We start from the raw sequence: 18,026 nt of genomic DNA, 5'->3' as shown, positions 1-18,026 counted from the left end.
GCTGAGTTCGTACAAGACAAGGCTCATAAACCACTCTCGGATAAGACCATGCCATCCTACCGTCCACCACGAATCGTTTCCTCCGAAATCACGCCGGAGAACATCTTCATCAATCGCCGCGCATTCCTGGGCGCCGCGGTCGGCGGCGTCCTTCTTGCCGGAAGCGGCACAGGTATGGCGGCGGCGCTTAGCGCACCAAAAGGCAAATACGTCGTCGACGAGGACCTGACCCCCGAAGCTGACGTCACGGGCTACAACAACTTCTATGAATTCGGGACCGGCAAGGGCGATCCGGCCGCCAATTCGAGCGGCTTCAAGCCGACCCCCTGGACAGTGAAGGTCGATGGCCTCGTCGGCAAACCGAAGGAGTTCGGGCTGGAGGAACTGCTGAAGTTCCCCATCGAGGAACGCGTCTATCGCATGCGCTGCGTCGAGGCGTGGTCGATGGTGATCCCCTGGACCGGCTTCCAACTTTCGACCCTGCTCGACAAGGTGGAGCCGCTGGGCAGCGCCAAATATGTCTCGTTCGAAACGGTCGTTCGCCCGGCGGAGATGTCGGGCCAATCCGGCTTCTTTCAGCCGTTGCCCTGGCCCTATCGCGAAGGACTGAGGCTCGATGAAGCCCGTCACCCGCTCACTCTGCTGTCCGTCGGCGTCTACGGCAAAACGCTTCCCAATCAGAATGGCGCACCGATTCGGCTCGTCACCCCCTGGAAGTACGGCTTCAAGGGGATCAAGTCGATCGTGCGGATCTCGCTCACCGAGGCGCAGCCGCCCTCCACCTGGAACCTCTCGGCCCCCAACGAGTACGGCTTCTATGCCAACGTCAACCCGGCCGTCGATCACCCGCGCTGGAGCCAGGCGACGGAGAACCGCATCGGGGGCGGAGGCTTCTTCGGCTCCAACCGTCGCGACACCCTGCCCTTCAACGGCTATGCCGACGAGGTTGCCAGCCTCTATGCCAGCATGGATCTGAGAGCGAACTACTGACGATGGCCGGCCTGCCCACACTCCCGAAACGCTTTCATTCGGCCTCGGTCTGGGCGCTCTATGGCTTTGGCCTGGTGCCGGCGGCGTTTGCCTTCTATCTCGGCGCTACCGGGCAACTGCCCGGCAATCCGGTCAAGGGATTCGAGCATCTGCTCGGGATCTGGGCGCTGCGCTTTCTCGTGGCCACGTTGGCAATCACCCCGGTCCGCGATCTCTTCGGCATCAACTGGCTACGCTACCGCCGGGCACTCGGGCTGCTGGCATTCTACTACGTGCTGATGCACTTCCTGGCCTACATGCTGCTCGATCAGGTGCTGAACGTCCCGGCGATCCTCGCCGACGTCGCGCGCCGTCCGTTCATCACCATCGGCATGGCGGCCCTCGTCATGCTGATCCCGCTGGCGTTGACGTCCAACACCTGGTCGATCCGCAGGCTTGGCACCCGCTGGAACACGTTGCACAGGCTCGCCTACGTGATTGCTGCCGCCGGCGCCCTGCATTTTGCCATGTCGGTGAAGGTCGTTGGCCCCGAGCAGATGCTCTATCTCGGCTTGGTCGCCGCGTTGCTTCTCTGGCGGTTGGCGCGCAAACCCTATCTCCGTCGCAAACGTCAGACGGCGAGCGCGCCGGCCAGGGCGATCCCAGGAAAAGTGTAATTTTCCCATTCGCTCGGAGCAGCCGGATACTCGGTCGCTCAAGCGCTCGACCAAGCATTGAAATGGTGCAAAGCACCGCCCATAGAAAAATGGCCGGGTGATGAACACCCGGCCATTTCGATTTCACTGCCTTCGATCGGCTTAGGCTGCTTCAGCAGCTTCAGCTTCAGCGGCAACACGGGCGAGATCCTTCGCACCCTTTGCCGAGACGTCGCGGTCAACGAATTCGATGACGGCGAGCGCGGCGTTGTCGCCGTGACGGAAGCCGGCCTTCATGATGCGCAGGTAGCCGCCGTTGCGGGTGGCGTAGCGCGATGCAATCGTGTCGAACAGCTTCGAAACGACAGCGGCGTCGCGGATCTGCGAGATCGCCTGGCGGCGAGCGTGCAGGTCACCGCGCTTGCCGAGCGTGACGAGCTTCTCGACGATCGGGCGGATTTCCTTGGCCTTCGGCAGGGTCGTAACGATCTGCTCGTGTTCGATCAGCGAAGCTGCCATGTTGGCAAACATCGCCTTGCGGTGGCTGGCGGTTCTATTCAGCTTGCGGCCGGCTTTACCGTGGCGCATGGCTATTCTCCTTCACTTGCAGGCATCCGCCCGCAGTCTAATGGTTAGTATTGGTCTTCGTAACGCTTGGCGAGATCTTCGATGTTCTCAGGCGGCCAGGACGGCACTTCCATGCCGAGGTGCAGACCCATGGAAGCGAGAACTTCCTTGATTTCGTTCAGCGACTTGCGACCAAAATTCGGCGTGCGGAGCATTTCTGCTTCGGTCTTCTGAATGAGGTCGCCGATGTAGACGATGTTGTCGTTCTTCAGGCAGTTGGCCGAACGGACCGAAAGTTCCAGTTCGTCGACCTTCTTGAGAAGCGCCGGGTTGAAGGCGAGTTCGGTGACTGCCTCTTCCTCTGCTTCCTTCTGCGGCTCGTCGAAGTTGACGAAAACCGACAGCTGGTCCTGAAGGATGCGGGCCGCAAATGCGATCGCATCTTCACCGGTGACGGAACCGTCCGTCTCGATGGACATCGTCAGCTTGTCGTAGTCAAGAACCTGGCCTTCACGGGTGTTTTCCACCTTGTAGGACACCTTCTTGACCGGCGAGTACAGGCTGTCGACCGGGATCAGGCCGATCGGAGCATCTTCCGAACGGTTGCGATCAGCCGGCACGTAGCCCTTGCCGTTGTTGACGGTGAACTCCATGCGGATCTCGGCGCCCTCGTCGAGGGTGCAGATCACATGGTTCGGGTTGAGGATTTCGATATCGCCAACCGTCTGGATGTCACCGGCGGTTACAACGCCCGGACCCTGCTTGCGCACAACCATGCGCTTTGCGTCGTCGCCATCCATCTTGATGGCGATTTCCTTGATGTTGAGCACGATGTCCGTCACATCTTCCCGGACGCCCGGGATAGAGGAGAACTCGTGCAGGACGCCGTCGATCTGCACTGCGGTGACAGCAGCACCACGCAGCGACGACAGAAGCACGCGGCGAAGCGCGTTGCCGAGGGTCAGACCGAAGCCGCGCTCAAGCGGTTCCGCAACCAGCGTTGCCTTGGTGCGGCCGGAGGAGACGAACTCCACCTTGTTCGGCTTGATCAGTTCCTGCCAATTCTTCTGGATCATGTTTTCTGCCTTCCGTTCGTTGCCACCATCCAATCGTGACAACCGAGCCCCGAAGACCGGGAGAGAGCGGATGCCCCCTCACCGGCATGTTGAACGCAAATGATCAGACGCGGCGCTTCTTGCGCGGGCGGCAACCGTTGTGCGGGATCGGGGTCACATCGCGGATCGAGGTGATCATGAAGCCCGCAGCCTGCAGCGCGCGAAGAGCGGATTCACGGCCGGAACCCGGGCCGCAAACTTCGACTTCCAGCGACTTCATGCCGTGTTCCTGAGCCTTCTTGGCGCAGTCTTCAGCGGCGATCTGAGCGGCAAACGGGGTCGACTTACGCGAACCCTTGAAACCCTTGGCACCGGCAGACGACCAGGCAATCGCGTTGCCCTGTGCGTCGGTGATGGTGATCATGGTGTTGTTGAACGACGAATTGACGTGAGCAACGCCAGACGTGATGTTCTTGCGTTCGCGACGGCGAACGCGGGTGGCTTCCTTGGCCATAGGATCCCTTTCTTAGATCTCTGCACCGCCGTAATTCCAGCGGCTCCACCGGGAAAAGGATTTGTCGTCCCCTGCCCTGCATCTTCATTCTCCCGCCGAGAGGATATCCACTCCGCGGACTTCACACCCGGTCATTGGACCGGACGGCGGTCAGGCAAGCGCCTTTCCAAACTGCAAAAGGAGGCCGGCGCTTGACGCCAGCCTCCCAATCTCCCTTTTCGGGAAATTACTTCTTCTTACCGGCAATCGCCTTCGCCGGACCCTTGCGGGTGCGAGCGTTGGTGTGGGTGCGCTGACCGCGAACCGGCAGGCCACGACGGTGACGCAGGCCGCGGTAGCAGCCGAGGTCCATCAGGCGCTTGATGTTCATCGAGGTCTCGCGACGCAGGTCACCTTCGACCTGGTAGTCACGGTCGATCGCTTCGCGGATCTGCAGGACTTCAGCATCCGTCAGCTGATGCACGCGACGATCAGCCGGGATACCGACCTTCTCGATGATTTCCTGTGCGAATTTCGGGCCGATCCCGTGAATGTAGGTCAGCGCGATAACTACGCGCTTCGCCGTCGGGATGTTGACGCCAGCGATACGTGCCACGTCTATTCTCCTTGCGTTCCAGTTGCCATCCGGCAATAGGTGCTTCGTTACGCGACCTCGAAGAGCCGCACGTTGATTGAGGTTCGAGACACGTCAAAAACGACCGTACTCGGACTTCATTTTCTTTGAAGACCGCGCCGATCGCTCTCATGTCGCGAGTTGGCGCTGTCTTTGGCGGAATCGGCCGGAAAAGTCAACTCCCCGGCGGTTCCTTTTCGGCAAAGACCAGTGTCTAAGCCAGAATCTTCTCGATCTCGGCAGTAACGGTGTTCACATCCGCCATGCCATCCACCGTTCTCAGCTGCCCCGTACCGGCATAATGCTCCGACAACGGTGCGGTCTTTTCACGATACTCGGTCAGCCGGCGCTTGAACGCCTCCGGATTGTCGTCCGAACGGACCGTGCCTCCCGCAGCGATGGTTTCCGCTACGCGATTCTCCATCCGCTTTACAAGGGCTGCCTCGTCGACCTTCAGCTCGATGACTGCGTCGAGCTTCAGACCTTTGCCCTCGAGCATCTTGCCGAGCGCAATCGCCTGCGGAACGGTACGCGGGTAACCATCAAGGATGAAACCCTTTGCACAATCCGGCTGGTCGATGCGATCCGACACGATTTCGTTGACGATCTCATCGGATACCAGCTGACCGGCATCCATGACGGCCTTGGCACGCTTGCCGACCTCAGTCGCCTGGGCAACGGCCGCCCGCAGCATATCGCCTGTGGAAAGCTGCGGAATGCCGTATCTCTCCGTCAGAAGCTTGGCTTGCGTCCCCTTGCCAGCGCCCGGCGGTCCCAAAAAAATCAGTCTCATCGTCCCCTCTTTCCTCCGCGCAGCTTCGACTTCTTGATCAGCCCCTCATATTGCTGTGCGATGAGGTGGCCCTGGATCTGTGCTACCGTATCAAGGGTCACGCTGACAACAATCAAAAGCGACGTACCACCAAGGTAGAACGGCACGCCGGTCTGCGAAATCAGAACTTCCGGCAGAATGCAGACGAAGATCAGGTAGACCGCACCGATGACGGTGATGCGCGTCAGGACGTAATCGATGTATTCCGCGGTGCGCTCACCCGGACGAATGCCCGGAATGAAGCCGCCGTGCTTCTTGAGATTGTCGGCCGTGTCCTTCGGATTGAAGACGATTGCCGTGTAGAAGAAGGCGAAGAAGGCAATCATCGCACCGTAGAGGACCATGTAGAGCGGCTTGCCGTGAGCAAGTGCGCCAACGATGGTGGTGGCCCAGCCCGGCAGCGCCGCCGTGTTGGCAAAGCCCGCGAGCGTTGCCGGCAAGAGCAGCAGTGAGGATGCGAAGATTGCCGGGATGACGCCCGAAGTGTTGAGCTTCAACGGTAGGTGCGAGGTGTCGCCCTGGAACATGCGGTTGCCGACCTGGCGCTTCGGATACTGGATCAGAAGTCGGCGCTGCGCCCGTTCGACAAAGACGATAAGGGCGATGACGGCAACGACCATGATGATGATCGCCAGGATCAGCGGCGTCGAAAGCGCGCCGGTGCGGCCGAGTTCGAGCGTACCGGCGAGAGCCGTCGGCAGGTGCGCGACAATACCAGCGAAGATGATCAGCGAAATACCGTTGCCGATACCGCGCGAGGTGATCTGCTCACCGAGCCACATCAGGAACATGGTGCCGCCGAGCAGGGAAATGACAGTCGAAATGCGGAAGAACCAGCCCGGATCGTTCACAAGGCCATTGCCGCTCTCGAGGCCGACGGCGATGGCGTAAGCCTGCGCCGTGCCGAGAAGCACCGTGCCGTAGCGGGTGTACTGGTTGATGATCTTGCGTCCCTGCTCACCTTCCTTCTTCAGCTGTTCCAGAGCCGGAACGACCGAGGTCATCAGCTGAACAATGATCGAGGCAGAGATATAGGGCATGATGCCGAGCGCGAAGATCGCCATGCGCTCAACTGCACCGCCCGAAAACATGTTGAAGAGGCCGAGAATGCCGCCGCTCTGGCCGCGGAATGCCTGGGCAAACGCTTCCGGGTTAAGACCGGGCAGCGGAATATAGGTGCCAAGACGGTAAACCAGAAGCGCACCAAGCGTGAACCAAAGCCGTTTCTTCAGATCTTCCGCCTTGGCGAAAGTCGAGAAATTCAGGTTCGAGGCGAGCTGTTCCGCTGCAGAAGCCATGCAATTCTCCGCGTACCAAATCTCGGAATCAGCGGGAACACCCGGTCCGTTCCGGAAGGAGTAACTTTTCGTATTGAAAACCGGACGCGAGGCGATTGTGTCTGCAATCGGATGCCTCACCGTGGTTTCCGCTATGTCCGCTTGCGGCAAGCGATTCGCCGGCTGCGGACGTGAGGCTCACATATGGGAGCAAAACCGCCCGGAGTGAAGCACCCCGGGCGGTTCATCAATAATATTATTCAGCAGCGGCTGCGAGCAGCTTGACCGAACCGCCGGCCTTTTCGATCTTTTCGATCGCCGACTTGGAAGCGCCAGCGACTTCGATCGAAACCTTCGCCTTCAGTTCGCCGTCAGCGAGAACGCGGACGCCGTCCTTTTCGCGACGGATGACGCCGGCAGCCTTGAGGGCAGCCGCATCGACGGTCTTCGAAGCGTCGAGCTTCTTGGCGTCGATTGCCGTCTGGATACGGCCGAGCGACACGACAACAAACTCCGAAGCGAAGATGTTGTTGAAGCCGCGCTTCGGCAGACGACGGTAGATCGGCATCTGGCCGCCTTCGAAGCCGTTGATAGCAACGCCCGAACGAGCCTTCTGACCCTTGACACCGCGGCCGGCCGTCTTGCCGGAACCCGAACCGATACCACGGCCGAGACGCTTACGGCTGTGGGTAGAGCCTTCGTTGTCCTTGATTTCATTCAGTTTCATGAGCTTATCCCCCTCACTTCTCGTCGACGACGCGAACGAGGTGCTGGACGGTCCGGATCATGCCGCGAACAGACGGAGTGTCTTCGAGCGTGCGAACCCGGTGCATCTTGTTGAGGCCCAGACCGATGAGCGTCTGACGCTGCACGGCCGGACGGCGAATGGGGCTACCGATCTGCTCGACGGTAACCGTCTTCTTGGCAAGTTCTTTCTTAGCCATCTGTCAGCTCCCTTATTCTTCGGAAGCAGCGCCGGAGGAAACACGACGAGCCTGGAGCGTGGCGTACTTGATGCCGCGCTGAGCTGCGATGTCCTTCGGGTGCATCTGGTTCTTGAGGGCGTCGAAGGTTGCGCGAACCATGTTGTAGGGGTTCGACGAACCGGTCGACTTGGCGACGACGTCATGAACGCCGAGCGTTTCGAAGACGGCGCGCATCGGGCCACCAGCGATGATACCGGTACCGGCCTTGGCCGAACGCAGCAGCACCTTGCCGGCGCCGTGACGGCCATGAACGTCGTGATGCAGGGTACGACCACCACGCAGCGGGACGAAAATCAGGTCGCGCTTGGCAGCTTCCGTCGCCTTGCGGATGGCTTCCGGCACTTCGCGTGCCTTGCCATGGCCGAAGCCGACGCGGCCCTTCTGGTCGCCAACGACGACGAGAGCGGCGAAACCGAAACGACGACCGCCCTTCACCACCTTGGCGACGCGGTTGATTGCTACGAGCTTGTCGACAAATTCGCTGTCGCGCTCTTCGCGGTTCTGGCGATCTTCGCGAGAACCCTTTCTTTCTTGTGCCATTGTCCTTTTCCTTTTTCTTTTCCGGGTGCAATCGGCAGATTGACAAAAGTCGCCTCCGTCTTTCCGACTGGAAGCGACCGGAAACCACTGATCGTCCAGGGCGGACTCGAGGCCCGCCCTGTGATCGATCAGAAGTTCAGACCACCTTCACGTGCAGCTTCGGCCAAAGCCTTGATGCGGCCGTGATAGATGAAGGCGCCACGATCAAAGACAACGTCCTTGACGCCAGCCTTTACGGCGCGCTCAGCGATGAGCTTGCCGACGGCAGCAGCAGCTGCCGCGTCAGCGCCCGTCTTCAAAGACGAACGCAGATCGGTATCGAGCGTGGAGGCAGACGCAAGCGTCTTGCCGGCAACGTCATCGATAACCTGTACGTAGATGTTCTTCGACGAGCGATGAACCGACAGGCGCGGACGGCCATTGGCGACCGCCTTGATTTGACGGCGCACGCGGTTGGCGCGACGCACAAGAGTATCTTTCCTGCTAGCCATTTCGCGTGATCCTTACTTCTTCTTGCCTTCTTTGCGGACAATCCGCTCTTCGGCATACTTGACGCCCTTGCCCTTGTAGGGCTCGGGGCCACGGTATTCGCGGATTTCCGCGGCAACCTGGCCGACCTGCTGCTTGTTGATGCCGGACACGATGATTTCGGTCGGCTTCGGAACAGCAATCGTGATGCCTTCCGGCGTCTGGTAGACGACGTCGTGGCTGAAACCGAGCGCCAGTTGCAGGTTCTTGCCCTGCAGCGACGCACGATAACCAACGCCGTTGATTTCGAGCTTGCGCTCGTAACCGTCCTTGACGCCCTTCAAGATGTTCTCGATCATCGTGCGGGACATGCCCCACTTCGAACGAGCATCCTTGCTCTGGCTGAGCGGCTGTACGACAACCGCATTATCTTCGAGCTTTACCGAAACTTCGTCGTTTGCAACAAAGAACAGTTCGCCCTTCGGGCCCTTCGCCGTTACCTTCTGGCCATCAACGCTTGCCGTGACGCCTGCCGGAACCTGAACGGGCTTCTTACCGATACGAGACATTTTTATACCTGTCTGTTCGCTATGGAGAACTTGCTACGCCTTAGAAGACGGAGCAAAGAATCTCGCCACCAACATTCTGTTCGCGTGCCTGGTGATCGGCCATCACACCCTTCGGGGTCGAAAGGATGGTGATGCCGAGGCCGTTCGCGACCTGCGGAATGGACTTAACCGAGACATAAACTCGGCGGCCCGGCTTGGAAACGCGTCCGATCTCACGGATTACGGAAGCGCCTTCGTAGTACTTCAGTTCGATGTTCAGCTCGGCCTTGCCGTTGCCAAACACGACTTCAGAGTATCCACGGATGTAGCCTTCAGCCTGAAGGACATCCAGAACGCGTGCGCGGAGCTTCGAAGCCGGCGTGGAAACGCTCGACTTGCGGCGAGCCGCGCCGTTACGGATACGGGTGAGCATATCGCCCAGCGGATCAGTCATTGCCATGTGCCCGTCTCCTTACCAGCTCGACTTGACGATGCCCGGCACCTTGCCGAGATTGCCCAGTTCGCGAAGCGCAATACGCGACATACGAAGTTTACGATAGTAGGCGCGCGGACGGCCGGTGACTTCGCAGCGGTTGCGAATGCGGGTCTTGGATCCATCGCGCGGCAGACCTGCCAGCTTGATGGTTGCCTTGAACCGCTCTTCGATCGGCAGAGACTGGTTCATGATGATTGCCTTCAGCGCGGCACGCTTTGAAGCTTGCCCGGCAACCAGTTTGCGGCGGCGCTTGTTCTTTTCAACTGCGCTCGTTTTCGCCATAACAGTTATCCTTCTTTACGCTTGTCGTTACGGATTACTGACGGAACGGGAAGTTGAACTCTGTGAGCAGAGCGCGTGCTTCGTCGTCGTTAGTAGCCGTCGTGCAAACGATGATGTCCATGCCCCACATCTGATCAACCTTGTCGTAGTTGATCTCAGGGAACACAATGTGCTCCTTGACGCCCATGGCGAAGTTGCCACGGCCATCGAAGGACTTCGGATTGAGGCCACGGAAGTCGCGAACGCGCGGAAGAGCGATGTTCACGAGACGATCCAGGAACTCATACATCCGAACGCCGCGCAGGGTAACCTTGGCACCAATCGGCATGCCTTCGCGAAGCTTGAAGCCTGCGATGGAGTTGCGAGCGCGGGTGATTACCGGCTTCTGACCAGCAATCGCAGCGAGGTCGGCAGCAGCAACGGTCGGCTTCTTCGAGTCGCCCGTCGATTCGCCAACACCCATGTTGATGACGATCTTGTCGAGGCGCGGGATCTGCATTTCGTTGGCGTAGGAGAACTTCTCCTGCATCGCCTTGCGGATGCGCTCTACGTATTCCTTCTTGAGCCGCGGCTCGTAAGCGGACTTAGCCATCGATCACTACTCCCGAACGCTTGGCCACGCGGACCTTCTTGTCACCGTCGATCTTGAAACCGACGCGAGTCGGCTTGCCGTCCTTCGGATCGGCAATCGCGATGTTCGAAAGATGGATCGAGGCTTCCTTGTTGATGATGCCGGCTTCCTGGCTCTGGGTCTGGCGCTGGTGACGCTTCACCATGTTGACGCCACGCACAACAGCCCGGTCTTCCTTCGGCATAACCTGGACGACTTCGCCGGTACGGCCCTTGTCCTTACCGGTGAGAACGACAACCTTGTCGCCTTTGCGAATCTTTTGCATCTCTCTACGCTCCTTTAGAGTACTTCTGGAGCCAGCGAGATGATCTTCATGTGGTTCTTGGCGCGAAGTTCGCGCGGAACCGGTCCGAAGATACGGGTGCCGATCGGCTCTTTCTTGTTATCGATAAGAACGGCTGCGTTGGTGTCAAAGCGGATGACAGAGCCATCCGGACGGCGGATGTCCTTCGCAGTGCGAACGACAACAGCCTTCATGACATCACCCTTCTTTACGCGGCCGCGCGGAATGGCTTCCTTGATCGAAACGACAATGATGTCGCCGACCGACGCATACTTGCGCTTGGAGCCGCCCAGCACCTTGATGCACATGACACGACGTGCGCCGGAATTATCCGCCACGTCGAGGTTTGTTTGCATCTGAATCATGTCAGGTCGCCTTCTTGTTGTTACCCGGCCGGTTGGGTCGAAACCCCCTCGCCTGGCTTATAGTGCTCATCTCAAAGCAAAAGAACGCCCGGACTCGAGCGTTCCCCTGCTTCAATTGCGTGCTTCATACAGGTATTTGCCCAAGACGCAAGGGTCTTCAGGTCAAAACCTGCAGAAATCAAGCGTGGACGGCTACAACCGTCCAGCGCTTATCCTTCGAGATCGGCGCACATTCCTCAATGGAAACGACGTCACCAACCTTGAACTGGTTGTTTTCGTCGTGCGCCTTGTACTTCTTCGAGCGACGGACAGTCTTCTGGAGGATCGGGTGCGCAAAACGGCGCTCGACCCGGACGACGACGGTCTTGTCGTTCTTGTCGCTGACAACAGTGCCCTGCAGAATGCGTTTCGGCATATTTTCTGGTCCTTAGGCCTTGGCTTCTGCCGCCTTCTGGCGGGCAATGGTTTTGACGCGTGCGATGTCCTTGCGGACTTCGTTGATACGCGAAGACTTCTCGAGCTGGCCGGTTGCCTTCTGGAAGCGCAGGTTGAACTGCTCCTTCTTCAGCTTGGCAAGCTCTTCGTTGAGTTGATCGGCGCTCAGAGCGCGAACTTCTACGGCTTTCATGAGTTCACTCCTTACTCTGCGATACGCTGCACGAAGCGCGTCTTGACAGAGAGCTTGGCAGCGCCAAGACGAAGTGCCTCACGGGCAAGTTCTTCGCTGACACCATCGATCTCAAACATCATACGGCCGGGCTTGACCTTGCATGCCCAGTATTCGACCGAACCCTTACCCTTACCCATGCGGACTTCCGTCGGCTTGGCGGTTACGGGAACGTCGGGGAACACACGGATCCACACGCGGCCGGCGCGCTTCATGTGACGCGTGATCGCGCGGCGGGCCGCTTCGATCTCGCGCGCATTGACGCGGTTCGGCTCTTGAGCCTTCAGGCCGAATTCGCCGAAGGCAAGATCAGAACCGCCCTTGGCTACGCCCTTGATGCGGCCCTTGAACTGCTTGCGATACTTCGTACGCTTTGGCTGCAACATTTTTTTACTTCTCCGATATTGGCTGCCAAACGCGAGTGTTACGCGTTTTCACGACGGCGGTCACGATCGCCACGGTCGCGATCACGGCTGCCAGGGCCCTGGTTGTCACTTTCGATCGCACGGCGCTCGGAAGCCATCGGATCGTGCTCAAGGATTTCGCCCTTGAAGATCCAGACCTTGATGCCGCAGATACCGAAAGCGGTTTCCGCTTCGGCCGTGCCGTAGTCGATGTCCGCACGCAGCGTGTGCAGCGGAACGCGACCTTCGCGGTACCATTCGGTACGAGCGATTTCGGCGCCACCGAGACGACCGGCGCAGGTGATCTTGATGCCTTCGGCGCCAAGACGCATGGCCGACTGAACAGCGCGCTTCATCGCACGGCGGAAAGCCACGCGGCGCTCGAGCTGCTGGGCGATCGACTGGGCAACGAGCGTTGCGTCAACTTCCGGCTTGCGCACTTCAACGATGTTGAGGTGCGTTTCGGAGTTGGTCATCTCGGAAAGCTTCTTGCGGAGCTTTTCGATGTCAGCGCCCTTCTTGCCGATGATGAGACCCGGGCGAGCCGAGTGGATCGTGACGCGGCACTTCTTGTGCGGACGCTCGATGACCACCTTGGCGATGCCGGCAGCCTTCAGCTCTTCCATCAGGTAAGCGCGGATCTTCAGGTCTTCATGAAGCAGCTGGCCGTATTCGGCGTTGTCTGCAAACCAACGGCTATCCCAGGTCCGGTTGATACCGAGACGGAAACCGATCGGATTAATCTTCTGACCCATTATGCGGCCTCCCCTTTGGCTTCCACTTCGCGAACGACGATCGTCAAGTGCGAGAACGGCTTTTCGACGCGCGATGCACGGCCGCGACCACGGGCGTGGAAGCGCTTCATGACGATCGACTTGCCAACGTAAGCTTCTGCAACGACGAGCGAATCGACGTCGAGATCGTGGTTGTTCTCTGCGTTTGCGATGGCAGATTCAAGGGTCTTCTTGACCGTTTCTGCAATGCGCTTGCGGGAGAACTCCAGTTCGGCCAGAGCGCGGTCGACCTTCTTGCCGCGGATCATCGCGGCAACCAGGTTGAGCTTCTGGGGGCTGACGCGGATCGTGCGCGCAATTGCCTGCGCCTCATTATCCTTCAGCCGGCGTTCGGCTTTTGCCTTGCCCATTGTTACTTCCTCTTTGCCTTCTTGTCCGCGCCATGACCGTAGTAGGTCCGGGTCGGAGAGAATTCGCCAAACTTGTGACCGACCATGTCTTCATTGACGCTGACCGGAACGTGCTTGCTGCCGTTGTAGACGCCGAAGGTGAGGCCGACAAACTGCGGAAGGATCGTGGAGCGGCGGCTCCAAATCTTGATCACTTCGTTACGACCGCCTTCGCGGACCTTCTCAGCCTTCTTGAGAAGATAACCGTCAACGAACGGACCTTTCCATACTGAACGAGTCATTCGAGACTTCCTCTCTTACTTCTTCTTCTGGTGCCGCGAGCGCATGATGAACTTGTCGGTCGACTTGTTCGAGCGCGTACGCTTGCCCTTCGTGGGCTTGCCCCACGGGGTAACCGGGTGACGACCACCCGAGGTACGGCCTTCACCACCGCCGTGCGGGTGGTCAACCGGGTTCATGACGACGCCGCGAACGTGCGGACGCTTGCCGCGCCAACGCGAACGACCAGCCTTACCGTCATTGATGTTGCCGTGATCGGGGTTCGATACGGCGCCGATCGATGCGAGGCAGGAACCGTGCACGAGACGCTGTTCGCCCGAGTTCAGACGAAGGATCGCCATGCCCTGGTCGCGACCGACGAGCTGCGCGTAGGTACCGGCCGAGCGGGCCATCTGGCCGCCCTTGCCCGGCTTCATTTCCACGTTGTGGATGATGGAGCCGACCGGGATGTACTGCAGCGGCATCGTGTTGCCGGGCTTGACGTCAACGGCCTTCTCCGAAGCGATGACCTTGTCGCCGGCAGCGAGGCGCTGCGGAGCGAGGATGTAGGCCTTTTCGCCATCGGCATAGTTGACGAGCGCGATGAACGCGGTGCGGTTCGGGTCGTATTCCAGACGCTCGACCGTGCCTTCAACGTCGAACTTGCGACGCTTGAAGTCGACCAGGCGGTAGGTACGCTTGTGACCGCCGCCCTGGAAGCGAACGGTGATGCGACCGAGGTTGTTGCGACCGCCCTTGGAGGACAGGCCCTCGGTCAGCGCCTTGACCGGCTTGCCCTTGTAGAGGCCAGCCCGGTCAACGATGACCAGCTGGCGCTGGCTCGGGGTCGTCGGATTGAAACTTTTCAATGCCATTTTCTTGTTCCCTTTTGGGTTTTTACCCTAATGGGCCTATCCGTTAGAGACCGGTGGAGACGTCGATGGACTGACCGTCGGCGAGCGTAATGATCGCCTTCTTCACGTCCTTCTGCTTTCCGGCAAAGCCGCGGAAACGCTTCGTCTTGCCTTTGCGGACGAGCGTGTTCACGGCCGTAACCTTGACGCCGAACAGAGCTTCGACAGCAGCCTTGATTTCAGGCTTCGAAGCGTCCTTGGCGACGTTGAAGACGACCTGGTTCTGCTCGGAAACCAGCGTCGACTTTTCAGTGATCGAGGGAGACACGATCACGTCGTAGTGGCGAAGATCCGTCATTTGAACCGCTCCTCCAGAGCTTCCACGGCAGCCTTGGAAAGCACGAGCTTGCCACGGCGCAGAATGTCGTAAACGTTGATGCCCTGAACCGGCAGAACGTCCACGTTCGGGATGTTCTGGGCTGCGAGCTTGAAATTGTTCTCGATCTCGGCGCCGCCGATGATGAGAGCGTTGGTGAGGCCGAGCGATGCGAATACGCCGGCGAGAGCCTTGGTCTTGGCTTCCTTGGCAACGAGATCGTCGATGACGATGATCTCTTCAGCCTTCAGCTTGGCCGACAGCGCATGACGCAGGCCGAGGGCGCGAACCTTCTTCGGCAGATCATGCTCGTGGCTGCGGACGACCGGGCCATGGGCCTTGCCACCGCCGCGGAACTGCGGAGCGCGAGCGGAGTGGTGGCGGGCGCGGCCCGTACCCTTCTGCTTGTACATCTTGGCGCCGGTGCGCGAAACTTCTGCGCGGCCCTTGGCCTTGTGCGTGCCCTGCTGCTTCTTGGCGAGCTGCCAGCGAACGACGCGGGCAATGATGTCTTCACGGGGTTCGAGGCCGAAAATGGCGTCAGAAAGGGAAACCTTTCCCGCGTCCTTGCCCTCGAGGGTTTTGACGTTGAGATCCATTACTCGGCTCCCTTACTTCGATGCTTCGGCGCGCACAGCGGCCGGGCGCGGAGCGCCTTCCGGGGTGCCCGACTTGATGGCGTCACGAACGACGATCCAGGCACCCTTGGAGCCGGGGACTGCGCCCTTGACCAGGATCAGACCGCGGTCTTCATCGGTCGATACGACTTCGAGGTTCTGGGTGGTGACGCGGGTCTGACCCATGTGACCAGCCATGCGCTTGCCCTTCCAAACGCGGCCCGGATCCTGGTTGGAACCGGTCGAACCATGCGAACGGTGCGATACGGAAACGCCGTGCGTTGCACGCAGACCACCGAAGTTGTGGCGCTTGATCGCACCAGCAAAACCCTTACCGATCGTGGTACCGGTGACGTCAACGAGCTGGCCGGCAACGAAATGGTTGGCCGTCAGTTCTGCACCGATGTCGATCAGGTTGTCCGCGGAAACGCGGAACTCGACGAGCTTCGCCTTCGGCTCGACGTTGGCAGCAGCAAAATGGCCGCGCATTGCCTTCGGCGTGTTCTTGACCTTCGAACGGCCGGCGCCCAGCTGGACAGCCACGTAGCCGTTCTTCTCTTCCGTACGCTGGGCTACCACCTGGCAGTTCTCCAGCTTCAATACTGTAACCGGGATATGCTCACCGGCGTCGTTATAGACGCGGGTCATTCCCACTTTCTGTGCAATCACACCTGAACGCATCGGTTCATTCCTCTTGAGAGTTAGTGATGGGGCGAGCCCCCTCACATCTCTGGTTTAAGGTTTCCTTGAGATCATCCGATCTTGAGGTCGCCCGTTTTCGGAAGCCGTTGGACCGGGGTCCACGTACCTTCCTTGTTATTAAAGCTTGATTTCCACGTCGACGCCGGCAGCCAGGTCGAGCTTCATCAGCGCGTCAACGGTCTGCGGGGTCGGGTCTACGATATCGAGAAGGCGCTTATGGGTGCGCATTTCGAACTGTTCACGGCTCTTCTTGTCGACGTGCGGCGAGCGGTTGACCGTAAACTTTTCAATGCGCGTCGGCAGCGGTACGGGACCGCGCACGCTTGCACCGGTACGCTTTGCCGTCGACACGATTTCGCGCGTCGAGGCGTCGAGGATCCGGTGATCAAACGCCTTGAGGCGGATGCGGATGTTCTGGCCGTTCATACGACTTATCCTTGTTCATGTTGTCTGCGGTTTCCGTGGAAAAACACGCATTGAACTTCGTTTAATGTTCGGCCAGTCCGCTAATTTTCAAAGATCGGAGGGACAGAGTTTCCCCTGCCCCTTCCTATTTGAGCGGCCGTGGCCGGCCTGTCTTTTTGTGAGCGCACAACGTCGAAGCACCGTGCAAATCACGCGTGGGCGCCATTTGCACTATTTCGTCGTCTTCGGCAAGCCGTGCGACCAACTAATTCTTTCGGGGCGGGTATGTTCGAGGCGCATAGCACATGCGCCTCGAATTTCTCCGCCCTCAGTCTCGTCGATTACTCGACGATCGAGGCAACGATGCCTGCGCCGACGGTACGGCCGCCTTCGCGGATCGCGAAGCGCAGCTTTTCTTCCATCGCGATCGGAACGATCAGCTCGACGGCAACGGTGACGTTGTCGCCCGGCATGACCATTTCCGTGCCTTCCGGCAGCGTCACGATGCCCGTCACGTCCGTCGTGCGGAAGTAGAACTGCGGACGGTAATTCGTGAAGAACGGCGTATGACGGCCGCCTTCTTCCTTCGTCAGGATGTAGGCTTCGGCCATGAACTTCTTGTGCGGCTTGACCGAACCCGGCTTGCACAGGATCTGGCCACGCTCAACGCCGTCACGGTTAACACCACGGATCAGCGCGCCGATGTTGTCGCCGGCCTGGCCCTGGTCGAGCAGCTTGCGGAACATTTCAACGCCCGTAACCGTCGTCTTCGACGTGTCGCGGATGCCGACGATTTCAACTTCTTCGCCGACCTTGACGATACCGCGCTCAACGCGACCGGTCACAACCGTACCACGGCCCGAGATCGAGAACACGTCTTCGATCGGCATCAGGAACGGCTGGTCGATCGGACGCTCCGGCGTCGGGATGTAGGCGTCAACAGCGGCCATCAGCTCGCGGATCGCGTCTTCGCCGATCTTCTTGTCCGAATCTTCCAGAGCTGCAAGAGCCGAGCCCTTGATGATCGGAATGTCGTCGCCCGGGAATTCGTAGGACGACAGAAGTTCGCGAACTTCGAGTTCGACGAGCTCGAGAAGCTCGGCGTCGTCAACCTGGTCGACCTTGTTGAGGAACACGACGATTGCCGGAACGCCAACCTGGCGGGCGAGCAGGATGTGCTCGCGGGTCTGCGGCATCGGGCCGTCAGCAGCCGAGCAAACCAGGATCGCGCCGTCCATCTGAGCCGCACCGGTGATCATGTTCTTGACGTAGTCGGCGTGGCCGGGGCAGTCAACGTGAGCGTAGTGACGGTTCGGCGTCTCGTACTCAACGTGGGCCGTCGAAATGGTGATACCACGGGCCTTTTCTTCCGGCGCAGCGTCGATCTGGTCATACGCCTTGAACTCGCCGAAGTACTTCGTGATCGCTGCGGTCAGCGACGTCTTGCCATGGTCAACGTGGCCAATCGTGCCAATGTTAACGTGCGGCTTGTTGCGCTCAAATTTGCTCTTTGCCAT

Annotated in this window: 30 protein-coding genes; 2 read left to right on the top strand and 28 right to left on the bottom strand. The window is 59.5% G+C overall.

The genetic code is table 11. The annotated features are described in order from the left end of the window. Nucleotides 1-48 precede the first annotated feature (48 nt). Both msrP and msrQ read left to right on the top strand, forming a co-directional pair. Nucleotides 49-990, top strand: coding sequence for a protein-methionine-sulfoxide reductase catalytic subunit MsrP (msrP, locus tag ACTJKE_RS13660; protein WP_058324768.1), 942 nt, complete (start codon nucleotides 49-51; stop codon nucleotides 988-990). Nucleotides 991-992: 2 nt separating this feature from the next. Next, the gene (msrQ, locus tag ACTJKE_RS13655) at nucleotides 993-1,646 is read left to right on the top strand and encodes a protein-methionine-sulfoxide reductase heme-binding subunit MsrQ (RefSeq protein WP_440636651.1); all 654 of its coding nucleotides are present in this window, start codon (nucleotides 993-995) and stop codon (nucleotides 1,644-1,646) included. A gap of 141 nt (nucleotides 1,647-1,787) precedes the next feature. On the opposite strand, the gene rplQ is transcribed toward msrQ, so the two are convergent. From rplQ to tuf, 28 genes are all read right to left on the bottom strand, one after another. Continuing rightward, nucleotides 1,788-2,213 carry a 50S ribosomal protein L17 gene (gene rplQ, locus ACTJKE_RS13650; protein ID WP_057255585.1) on the bottom strand — a complete coding sequence of 142 codons (426 nt, stop codon included), beginning with the start codon at nucleotides 2,211-2,213 and terminating at the stop codon, nucleotides 1,788-1,790. A gap of 44 nt (nucleotides 2,214-2,257) precedes the next feature. Then, entirely contained in the window at nucleotides 2,258-3,268 is a 1,011-nt protein-coding gene (locus tag ACTJKE_RS13645) for a DNA-directed RNA polymerase subunit alpha (protein ID WP_034795592.1), read from the bottom strand. Nucleotides 3,269-3,371: 103 nt separating this feature from the next. Continuing rightward, the gene (rpsK, locus tag ACTJKE_RS13640) at nucleotides 3,372-3,761 is read right to left on the bottom strand and encodes a 30S ribosomal protein S11 (RefSeq protein WP_003536496.1); all 390 of its coding nucleotides are present in this window, start codon (nucleotides 3,759-3,761) and stop codon (nucleotides 3,372-3,374) included. A 226-nt stretch (nucleotides 3,762-3,987) separates the two neighbouring features. Further along, a complete protein-coding gene (gene rpsM / locus ACTJKE_RS13635) occupies nucleotides 3,988-4,356 on the bottom strand; it encodes a 30S ribosomal protein S13 (protein ID WP_058329561.1) in 369 nt (122 codons plus the stop codon). A 232-nt stretch (nucleotides 4,357-4,588) separates the two neighbouring features. Next, complete coding sequence (locus tag ACTJKE_RS13630; RefSeq protein WP_057255584.1) at nucleotides 4,589-5,167, bottom strand: adenylate kinase; 579 nt, start codon at nucleotides 5,165-5,167, stop codon at nucleotides 4,589-4,591. Further along, nucleotides 5,164-6,504 (bottom strand): preprotein translocase subunit SecY, encoded by a 1,341-nt coding sequence (gene secY, locus ACTJKE_RS13625; protein WP_058324770.1) that lies wholly within the window; start codon nucleotides 6,502-6,504, stop codon nucleotides 5,164-5,166. Before secY ends, ACTJKE_RS13630 begins: the two co-directional genes overlap by 4 nt. A 235-nt stretch (nucleotides 6,505-6,739) precedes the next feature. Next, nucleotides 6,740-7,210: a 50S ribosomal protein L15 gene (gene rplO / locus ACTJKE_RS13620; RefSeq protein ID WP_057255582.1), complete on the bottom strand. Its 471-nt coding sequence runs from the start codon at nucleotides 7,208-7,210 to the stop codon at nucleotides 6,740-6,742. 13 nt (nucleotides 7,211-7,223) lie between these two features. Beyond that, on the bottom strand, nucleotides 7,224-7,427 hold the full coding sequence (rpmD, locus tag ACTJKE_RS13615) for a 50S ribosomal protein L30 (protein WP_058329562.1): 204 nt from the start codon (nucleotides 7,425-7,427) through the stop codon (nucleotides 7,224-7,226). A 12-nt stretch (nucleotides 7,428-7,439) separates the two neighbouring features. Next, nucleotides 7,440-8,009: a 30S ribosomal protein S5 gene (gene rpsE / locus ACTJKE_RS13610; protein ID WP_057255580.1), complete on the bottom strand. Its 570-nt coding sequence runs from the start codon at nucleotides 8,007-8,009 to the stop codon at nucleotides 7,440-7,442. Between the two features lie 128 nt (nucleotides 8,010-8,137). After that, a complete protein-coding gene (gene rplR, locus ACTJKE_RS13605; protein WP_025426679.1) occupies nucleotides 8,138-8,500 on the bottom strand; it encodes a 50S ribosomal protein L18 in 363 nt (120 codons plus the stop codon). Nucleotides 8,501-8,512: 12 nt separating this feature from the next. Next, nucleotides 8,513-9,046: a 50S ribosomal protein L6 gene (gene rplF / locus ACTJKE_RS13600; RefSeq protein WP_057255579.1), complete on the bottom strand. Its 534-nt coding sequence runs from the start codon at nucleotides 9,044-9,046 to the stop codon at nucleotides 8,513-8,515. 40 nt (nucleotides 9,047-9,086) lie between these two features. Beyond that, complete coding sequence (gene rpsH, locus ACTJKE_RS13595) at nucleotides 9,087-9,485, bottom strand: 30S ribosomal protein S8 (RefSeq protein WP_025426677.1); 399 nt, start codon at nucleotides 9,483-9,485, stop codon at nucleotides 9,087-9,089. Nucleotides 9,486-9,497: 12 nt separating this feature from the next. Then, nucleotides 9,498-9,803, bottom strand: coding sequence for a 30S ribosomal protein S14 (gene rpsN, locus ACTJKE_RS13590; RefSeq protein ID WP_057255578.1), 306 nt, complete (start codon nucleotides 9,801-9,803; stop codon nucleotides 9,498-9,500). A 34-nt stretch (nucleotides 9,804-9,837) separates the two neighbouring features. Beyond that, complete coding sequence (gene rplE, locus ACTJKE_RS13585; protein ID WP_057255577.1) at nucleotides 9,838-10,395, bottom strand: 50S ribosomal protein L5; 558 nt, start codon at nucleotides 10,393-10,395, stop codon at nucleotides 9,838-9,840. Further along, complete coding sequence (rplX, locus tag ACTJKE_RS13580; protein ID WP_025426674.1) at nucleotides 10,388-10,699, bottom strand: 50S ribosomal protein L24; 312 nt, start codon at nucleotides 10,697-10,699, stop codon at nucleotides 10,388-10,390. Before rplX ends, rplE begins: the two co-directional genes overlap by 8 nt. 14 nt (nucleotides 10,700-10,713) lie before the next feature. Next, nucleotides 10,714-11,082: a 50S ribosomal protein L14 gene (gene rplN, locus ACTJKE_RS13575; RefSeq protein WP_034795548.1), complete on the bottom strand. Its 369-nt coding sequence runs from the start codon at nucleotides 11,080-11,082 to the stop codon at nucleotides 10,714-10,716. A gap of 178 nt (nucleotides 11,083-11,260) precedes the next feature. Next, complete coding sequence (gene rpsQ, locus ACTJKE_RS13570) at nucleotides 11,261-11,497, bottom strand: 30S ribosomal protein S17 (RefSeq protein ID WP_057255576.1); 237 nt, start codon at nucleotides 11,495-11,497, stop codon at nucleotides 11,261-11,263. A 12-nt stretch (nucleotides 11,498-11,509) separates the two neighbouring features. After that, nucleotides 11,510-11,710: a 50S ribosomal protein L29 gene (rpmC, locus tag ACTJKE_RS13565; RefSeq protein ID WP_057255575.1), complete on the bottom strand. Its 201-nt coding sequence runs from the start codon at nucleotides 11,708-11,710 to the stop codon at nucleotides 11,510-11,512. 11 nt (nucleotides 11,711-11,721) lie between these two features. Beyond that, nucleotides 11,722-12,135 carry a 50S ribosomal protein L16 gene (rplP, locus tag ACTJKE_RS13560; RefSeq protein WP_011975175.1) on the bottom strand — a complete coding sequence of 138 codons (414 nt, stop codon included), beginning with the start codon at nucleotides 12,133-12,135 and terminating at the stop codon, nucleotides 11,722-11,724. 38 nt (nucleotides 12,136-12,173) lie between these two features. After that, nucleotides 12,174-12,908, bottom strand: coding sequence for a 30S ribosomal protein S3 (gene rpsC, locus ACTJKE_RS13555; RefSeq protein ID WP_057255574.1), 735 nt, complete (start codon nucleotides 12,906-12,908; stop codon nucleotides 12,174-12,176). Further along, a complete protein-coding gene (rplV, locus tag ACTJKE_RS13550; RefSeq protein ID WP_057255573.1) occupies nucleotides 12,908-13,297 on the bottom strand; it encodes a 50S ribosomal protein L22 in 390 nt (129 codons plus the stop codon). Before rplV ends, rpsC begins: the two co-directional genes overlap by 1 nt. 2 nt (nucleotides 13,298-13,299) lie before the next feature. Further along, entirely contained in the window at nucleotides 13,300-13,578 is a 279-nt protein-coding gene (rpsS, locus tag ACTJKE_RS13545) for a 30S ribosomal protein S19 (protein ID WP_018239488.1), read from the bottom strand. A 15-nt stretch (nucleotides 13,579-13,593) separates the two neighbouring features. Then, nucleotides 13,594-14,430: a 50S ribosomal protein L2 gene (rplB, locus tag ACTJKE_RS13540; RefSeq protein ID WP_057255572.1), complete on the bottom strand. Its 837-nt coding sequence runs from the start codon at nucleotides 14,428-14,430 to the stop codon at nucleotides 13,594-13,596. Between the two features lie 43 nt (nucleotides 14,431-14,473). Continuing rightward, complete coding sequence (locus ACTJKE_RS13535; protein ID WP_057255571.1) at nucleotides 14,474-14,767, bottom strand: 50S ribosomal protein L23; 294 nt, start codon at nucleotides 14,765-14,767, stop codon at nucleotides 14,474-14,476. Beyond that, nucleotides 14,764-15,384: a 50S ribosomal protein L4 gene (gene rplD / locus ACTJKE_RS13530; RefSeq protein ID WP_057255570.1), complete on the bottom strand. Its 621-nt coding sequence runs from the start codon at nucleotides 15,382-15,384 to the stop codon at nucleotides 14,764-14,766. Before rplD ends, ACTJKE_RS13535 begins: the two co-directional genes overlap by 4 nt. Nucleotides 15,385-15,396: 12 nt before the next feature. Next, entirely contained in the window at nucleotides 15,397-16,083 is a 687-nt protein-coding gene (rplC, locus tag ACTJKE_RS13525; protein WP_057255569.1) for a 50S ribosomal protein L3, read from the bottom strand. A gap of 138 nt (nucleotides 16,084-16,221) precedes the next feature. Beyond that, entirely contained in the window at nucleotides 16,222-16,530 is a 309-nt protein-coding gene (gene rpsJ, locus ACTJKE_RS13520; protein ID WP_003507767.1) for a 30S ribosomal protein S10, read from the bottom strand. 320 nt (nucleotides 16,531-16,850) lie between these two features. Further along, nucleotides 16,851-18,026: elongation factor Tu (gene tuf, locus ACTJKE_RS13515; protein WP_034795467.1), on the bottom strand; the 1,176-nt coding region annotated here is incomplete at its 5' end.

This window comes from Ensifer sp. 22521 (assembly GCF_052044795.1).
Classification (GTDB): Bacteria; Pseudomonadota; Alphaproteobacteria; order Rhizobiales; family Rhizobiaceae; genus Ensifer.
The sequence above is the reverse complement of the archived record's forward strand: the minus strand, read 5'-3'. Positions and strand labels throughout refer to the sequence as shown.

Coding starts and splice junctions, on each gene's coding strand:
- msrP (WP_058324768.1), top strand. CDS start 49: ATGCCATCCTACCGTCCACCACGAATCGTTTCCTCCGAAATCACGCCG.
- msrQ (WP_440636651.1), top strand. CDS start 993: ATGGCCGGCCTGCCCACACTCCCGAAACGCTTTCATTCGGCCTCGGTC.
- rplQ (WP_057255585.1), bottom strand. CDS start 2,213: ATGCGCCACGGTAAAGCCGGCCGCAAGCTGAATAGAACCGCCAGCCAC.
- ACTJKE_RS13645 (WP_034795592.1), bottom strand. CDS start 3,268: ATGATCCAGAAGAATTGGCAGGAACTGATCAAGCCGAACAAGGTGGAG.
- rpsK (WP_003536496.1), bottom strand. CDS start 3,761: ATGGCCAAGGAAGCCACCCGCGTTCGCCGTCGCGAACGCAAGAACATC.
- ACTJKE_RS13630 (WP_057255584.1), bottom strand. CDS start 5,167: ATGAGACTGATTTTTTTGGGACCGCCGGGCGCTGGCAAGGGGACGCAA.
- secY (WP_058324770.1), bottom strand. CDS start 6,504: ATGGCTTCTGCAGCGGAACAGCTCGCCTCGAACCTGAATTTCTCGACT.
- rplO (WP_057255582.1), bottom strand. CDS start 7,210: ATGAAACTGAATGAAATCAAGGACAACGAAGGCTCTACCCACAGCCGT.
- rpmD (WP_058329562.1), bottom strand. CDS start 7,427: ATGGCTAAGAAAGAACTTGCCAAGAAGACGGTTACCGTCGAGCAGATC.
- rpsE (WP_057255580.1), bottom strand. CDS start 8,009: ATGGCACAAGAAAGAAAGGGTTCTCGCGAAGATCGCCAGAACCGCGAA.
- rplR (WP_025426679.1), bottom strand. CDS start 8,500: ATGGCTAGCAGGAAAGATACTCTTGTGCGTCGCGCCAACCGCGTGCGC.
- rplF (WP_057255579.1), bottom strand. CDS start 9,046: ATGTCTCGTATCGGTAAGAAGCCCGTTCAGGTTCCGGCAGGCGTCACG.
- rpsH (WP_025426677.1), bottom strand. CDS start 9,485: ATGGCAATGACTGATCCGCTGGGCGATATGCTCACCCGTATCCGTAAC.
- rpsN (WP_057255578.1), bottom strand. CDS start 9,803: ATGGCGAAAACGAGCGCAGTTGAAAAGAACAAGCGCCGCCGCAAACTG.
- rplE (WP_057255577.1), bottom strand. CDS start 10,395: ATGGCTAAGTCCGCTTACGAGCCGCGGCTCAAGAAGGAATACGTAGAG.
- rplX (WP_025426674.1), bottom strand. CDS start 10,699: ATGCAAAAGATTCGCAAAGGCGACAAGGTTGTCGTTCTCACCGGTAAG.
- rplN (WP_034795548.1), bottom strand. CDS start 11,082: ATGATTCAGATGCAAACAAACCTCGACGTGGCGGATAATTCCGGCGCA.
- rpsQ (WP_057255576.1), bottom strand. CDS start 11,497: ATGCCGAAACGCATTCTGCAGGGCACTGTTGTCAGCGACAAGAACGAC.
- rpmC (WP_057255575.1), bottom strand. CDS start 11,710: ATGAAAGCCGTAGAAGTTCGCGCTCTGAGCGCCGATCAACTCAACGAA.
- rplP (WP_011975175.1), bottom strand. CDS start 12,135: ATGTTGCAGCCAAAGCGTACGAAGTATCGCAAGCAGTTCAAGGGCCGC.
- rpsC (WP_057255574.1), bottom strand. CDS start 12,908: ATGGGTCAGAAGATTAATCCGATCGGTTTCCGTCTCGGTATCAACCGG.
- rplV (WP_057255573.1), bottom strand. CDS start 13,297: ATGGGCAAGGCAAAAGCCGAACGCCGGCTGAAGGATAATGAGGCGCAG.
- rpsS (WP_018239488.1), bottom strand. CDS start 13,578: ATGACTCGTTCAGTATGGAAAGGTCCGTTCGTTGACGGTTATCTTCTC.
- rplB (WP_057255572.1), bottom strand. CDS start 14,430: ATGGCATTGAAAAGTTTCAATCCGACGACCCCGAGCCAGCGCCAGCTG.
- ACTJKE_RS13535 (WP_057255571.1), bottom strand. CDS start 14,767: ATGACGGATCTTCGCCACTACGACGTGATCGTGTCTCCCTCGATCACT.
- rplD (WP_057255570.1), bottom strand. CDS start 15,384: ATGGATCTCAACGTCAAAACCCTCGAGGGCAAGGACGCGGGAAAGGTT.
- rplC (WP_057255569.1), bottom strand. CDS start 16,083: ATGCGTTCAGGTGTGATTGCACAGAAAGTGGGAATGACCCGCGTCTAT.
- rpsJ (WP_003507767.1), bottom strand. CDS start 16,530: ATGAACGGCCAGAACATCCGCATCCGCCTCAAGGCGTTTGATCACCGG.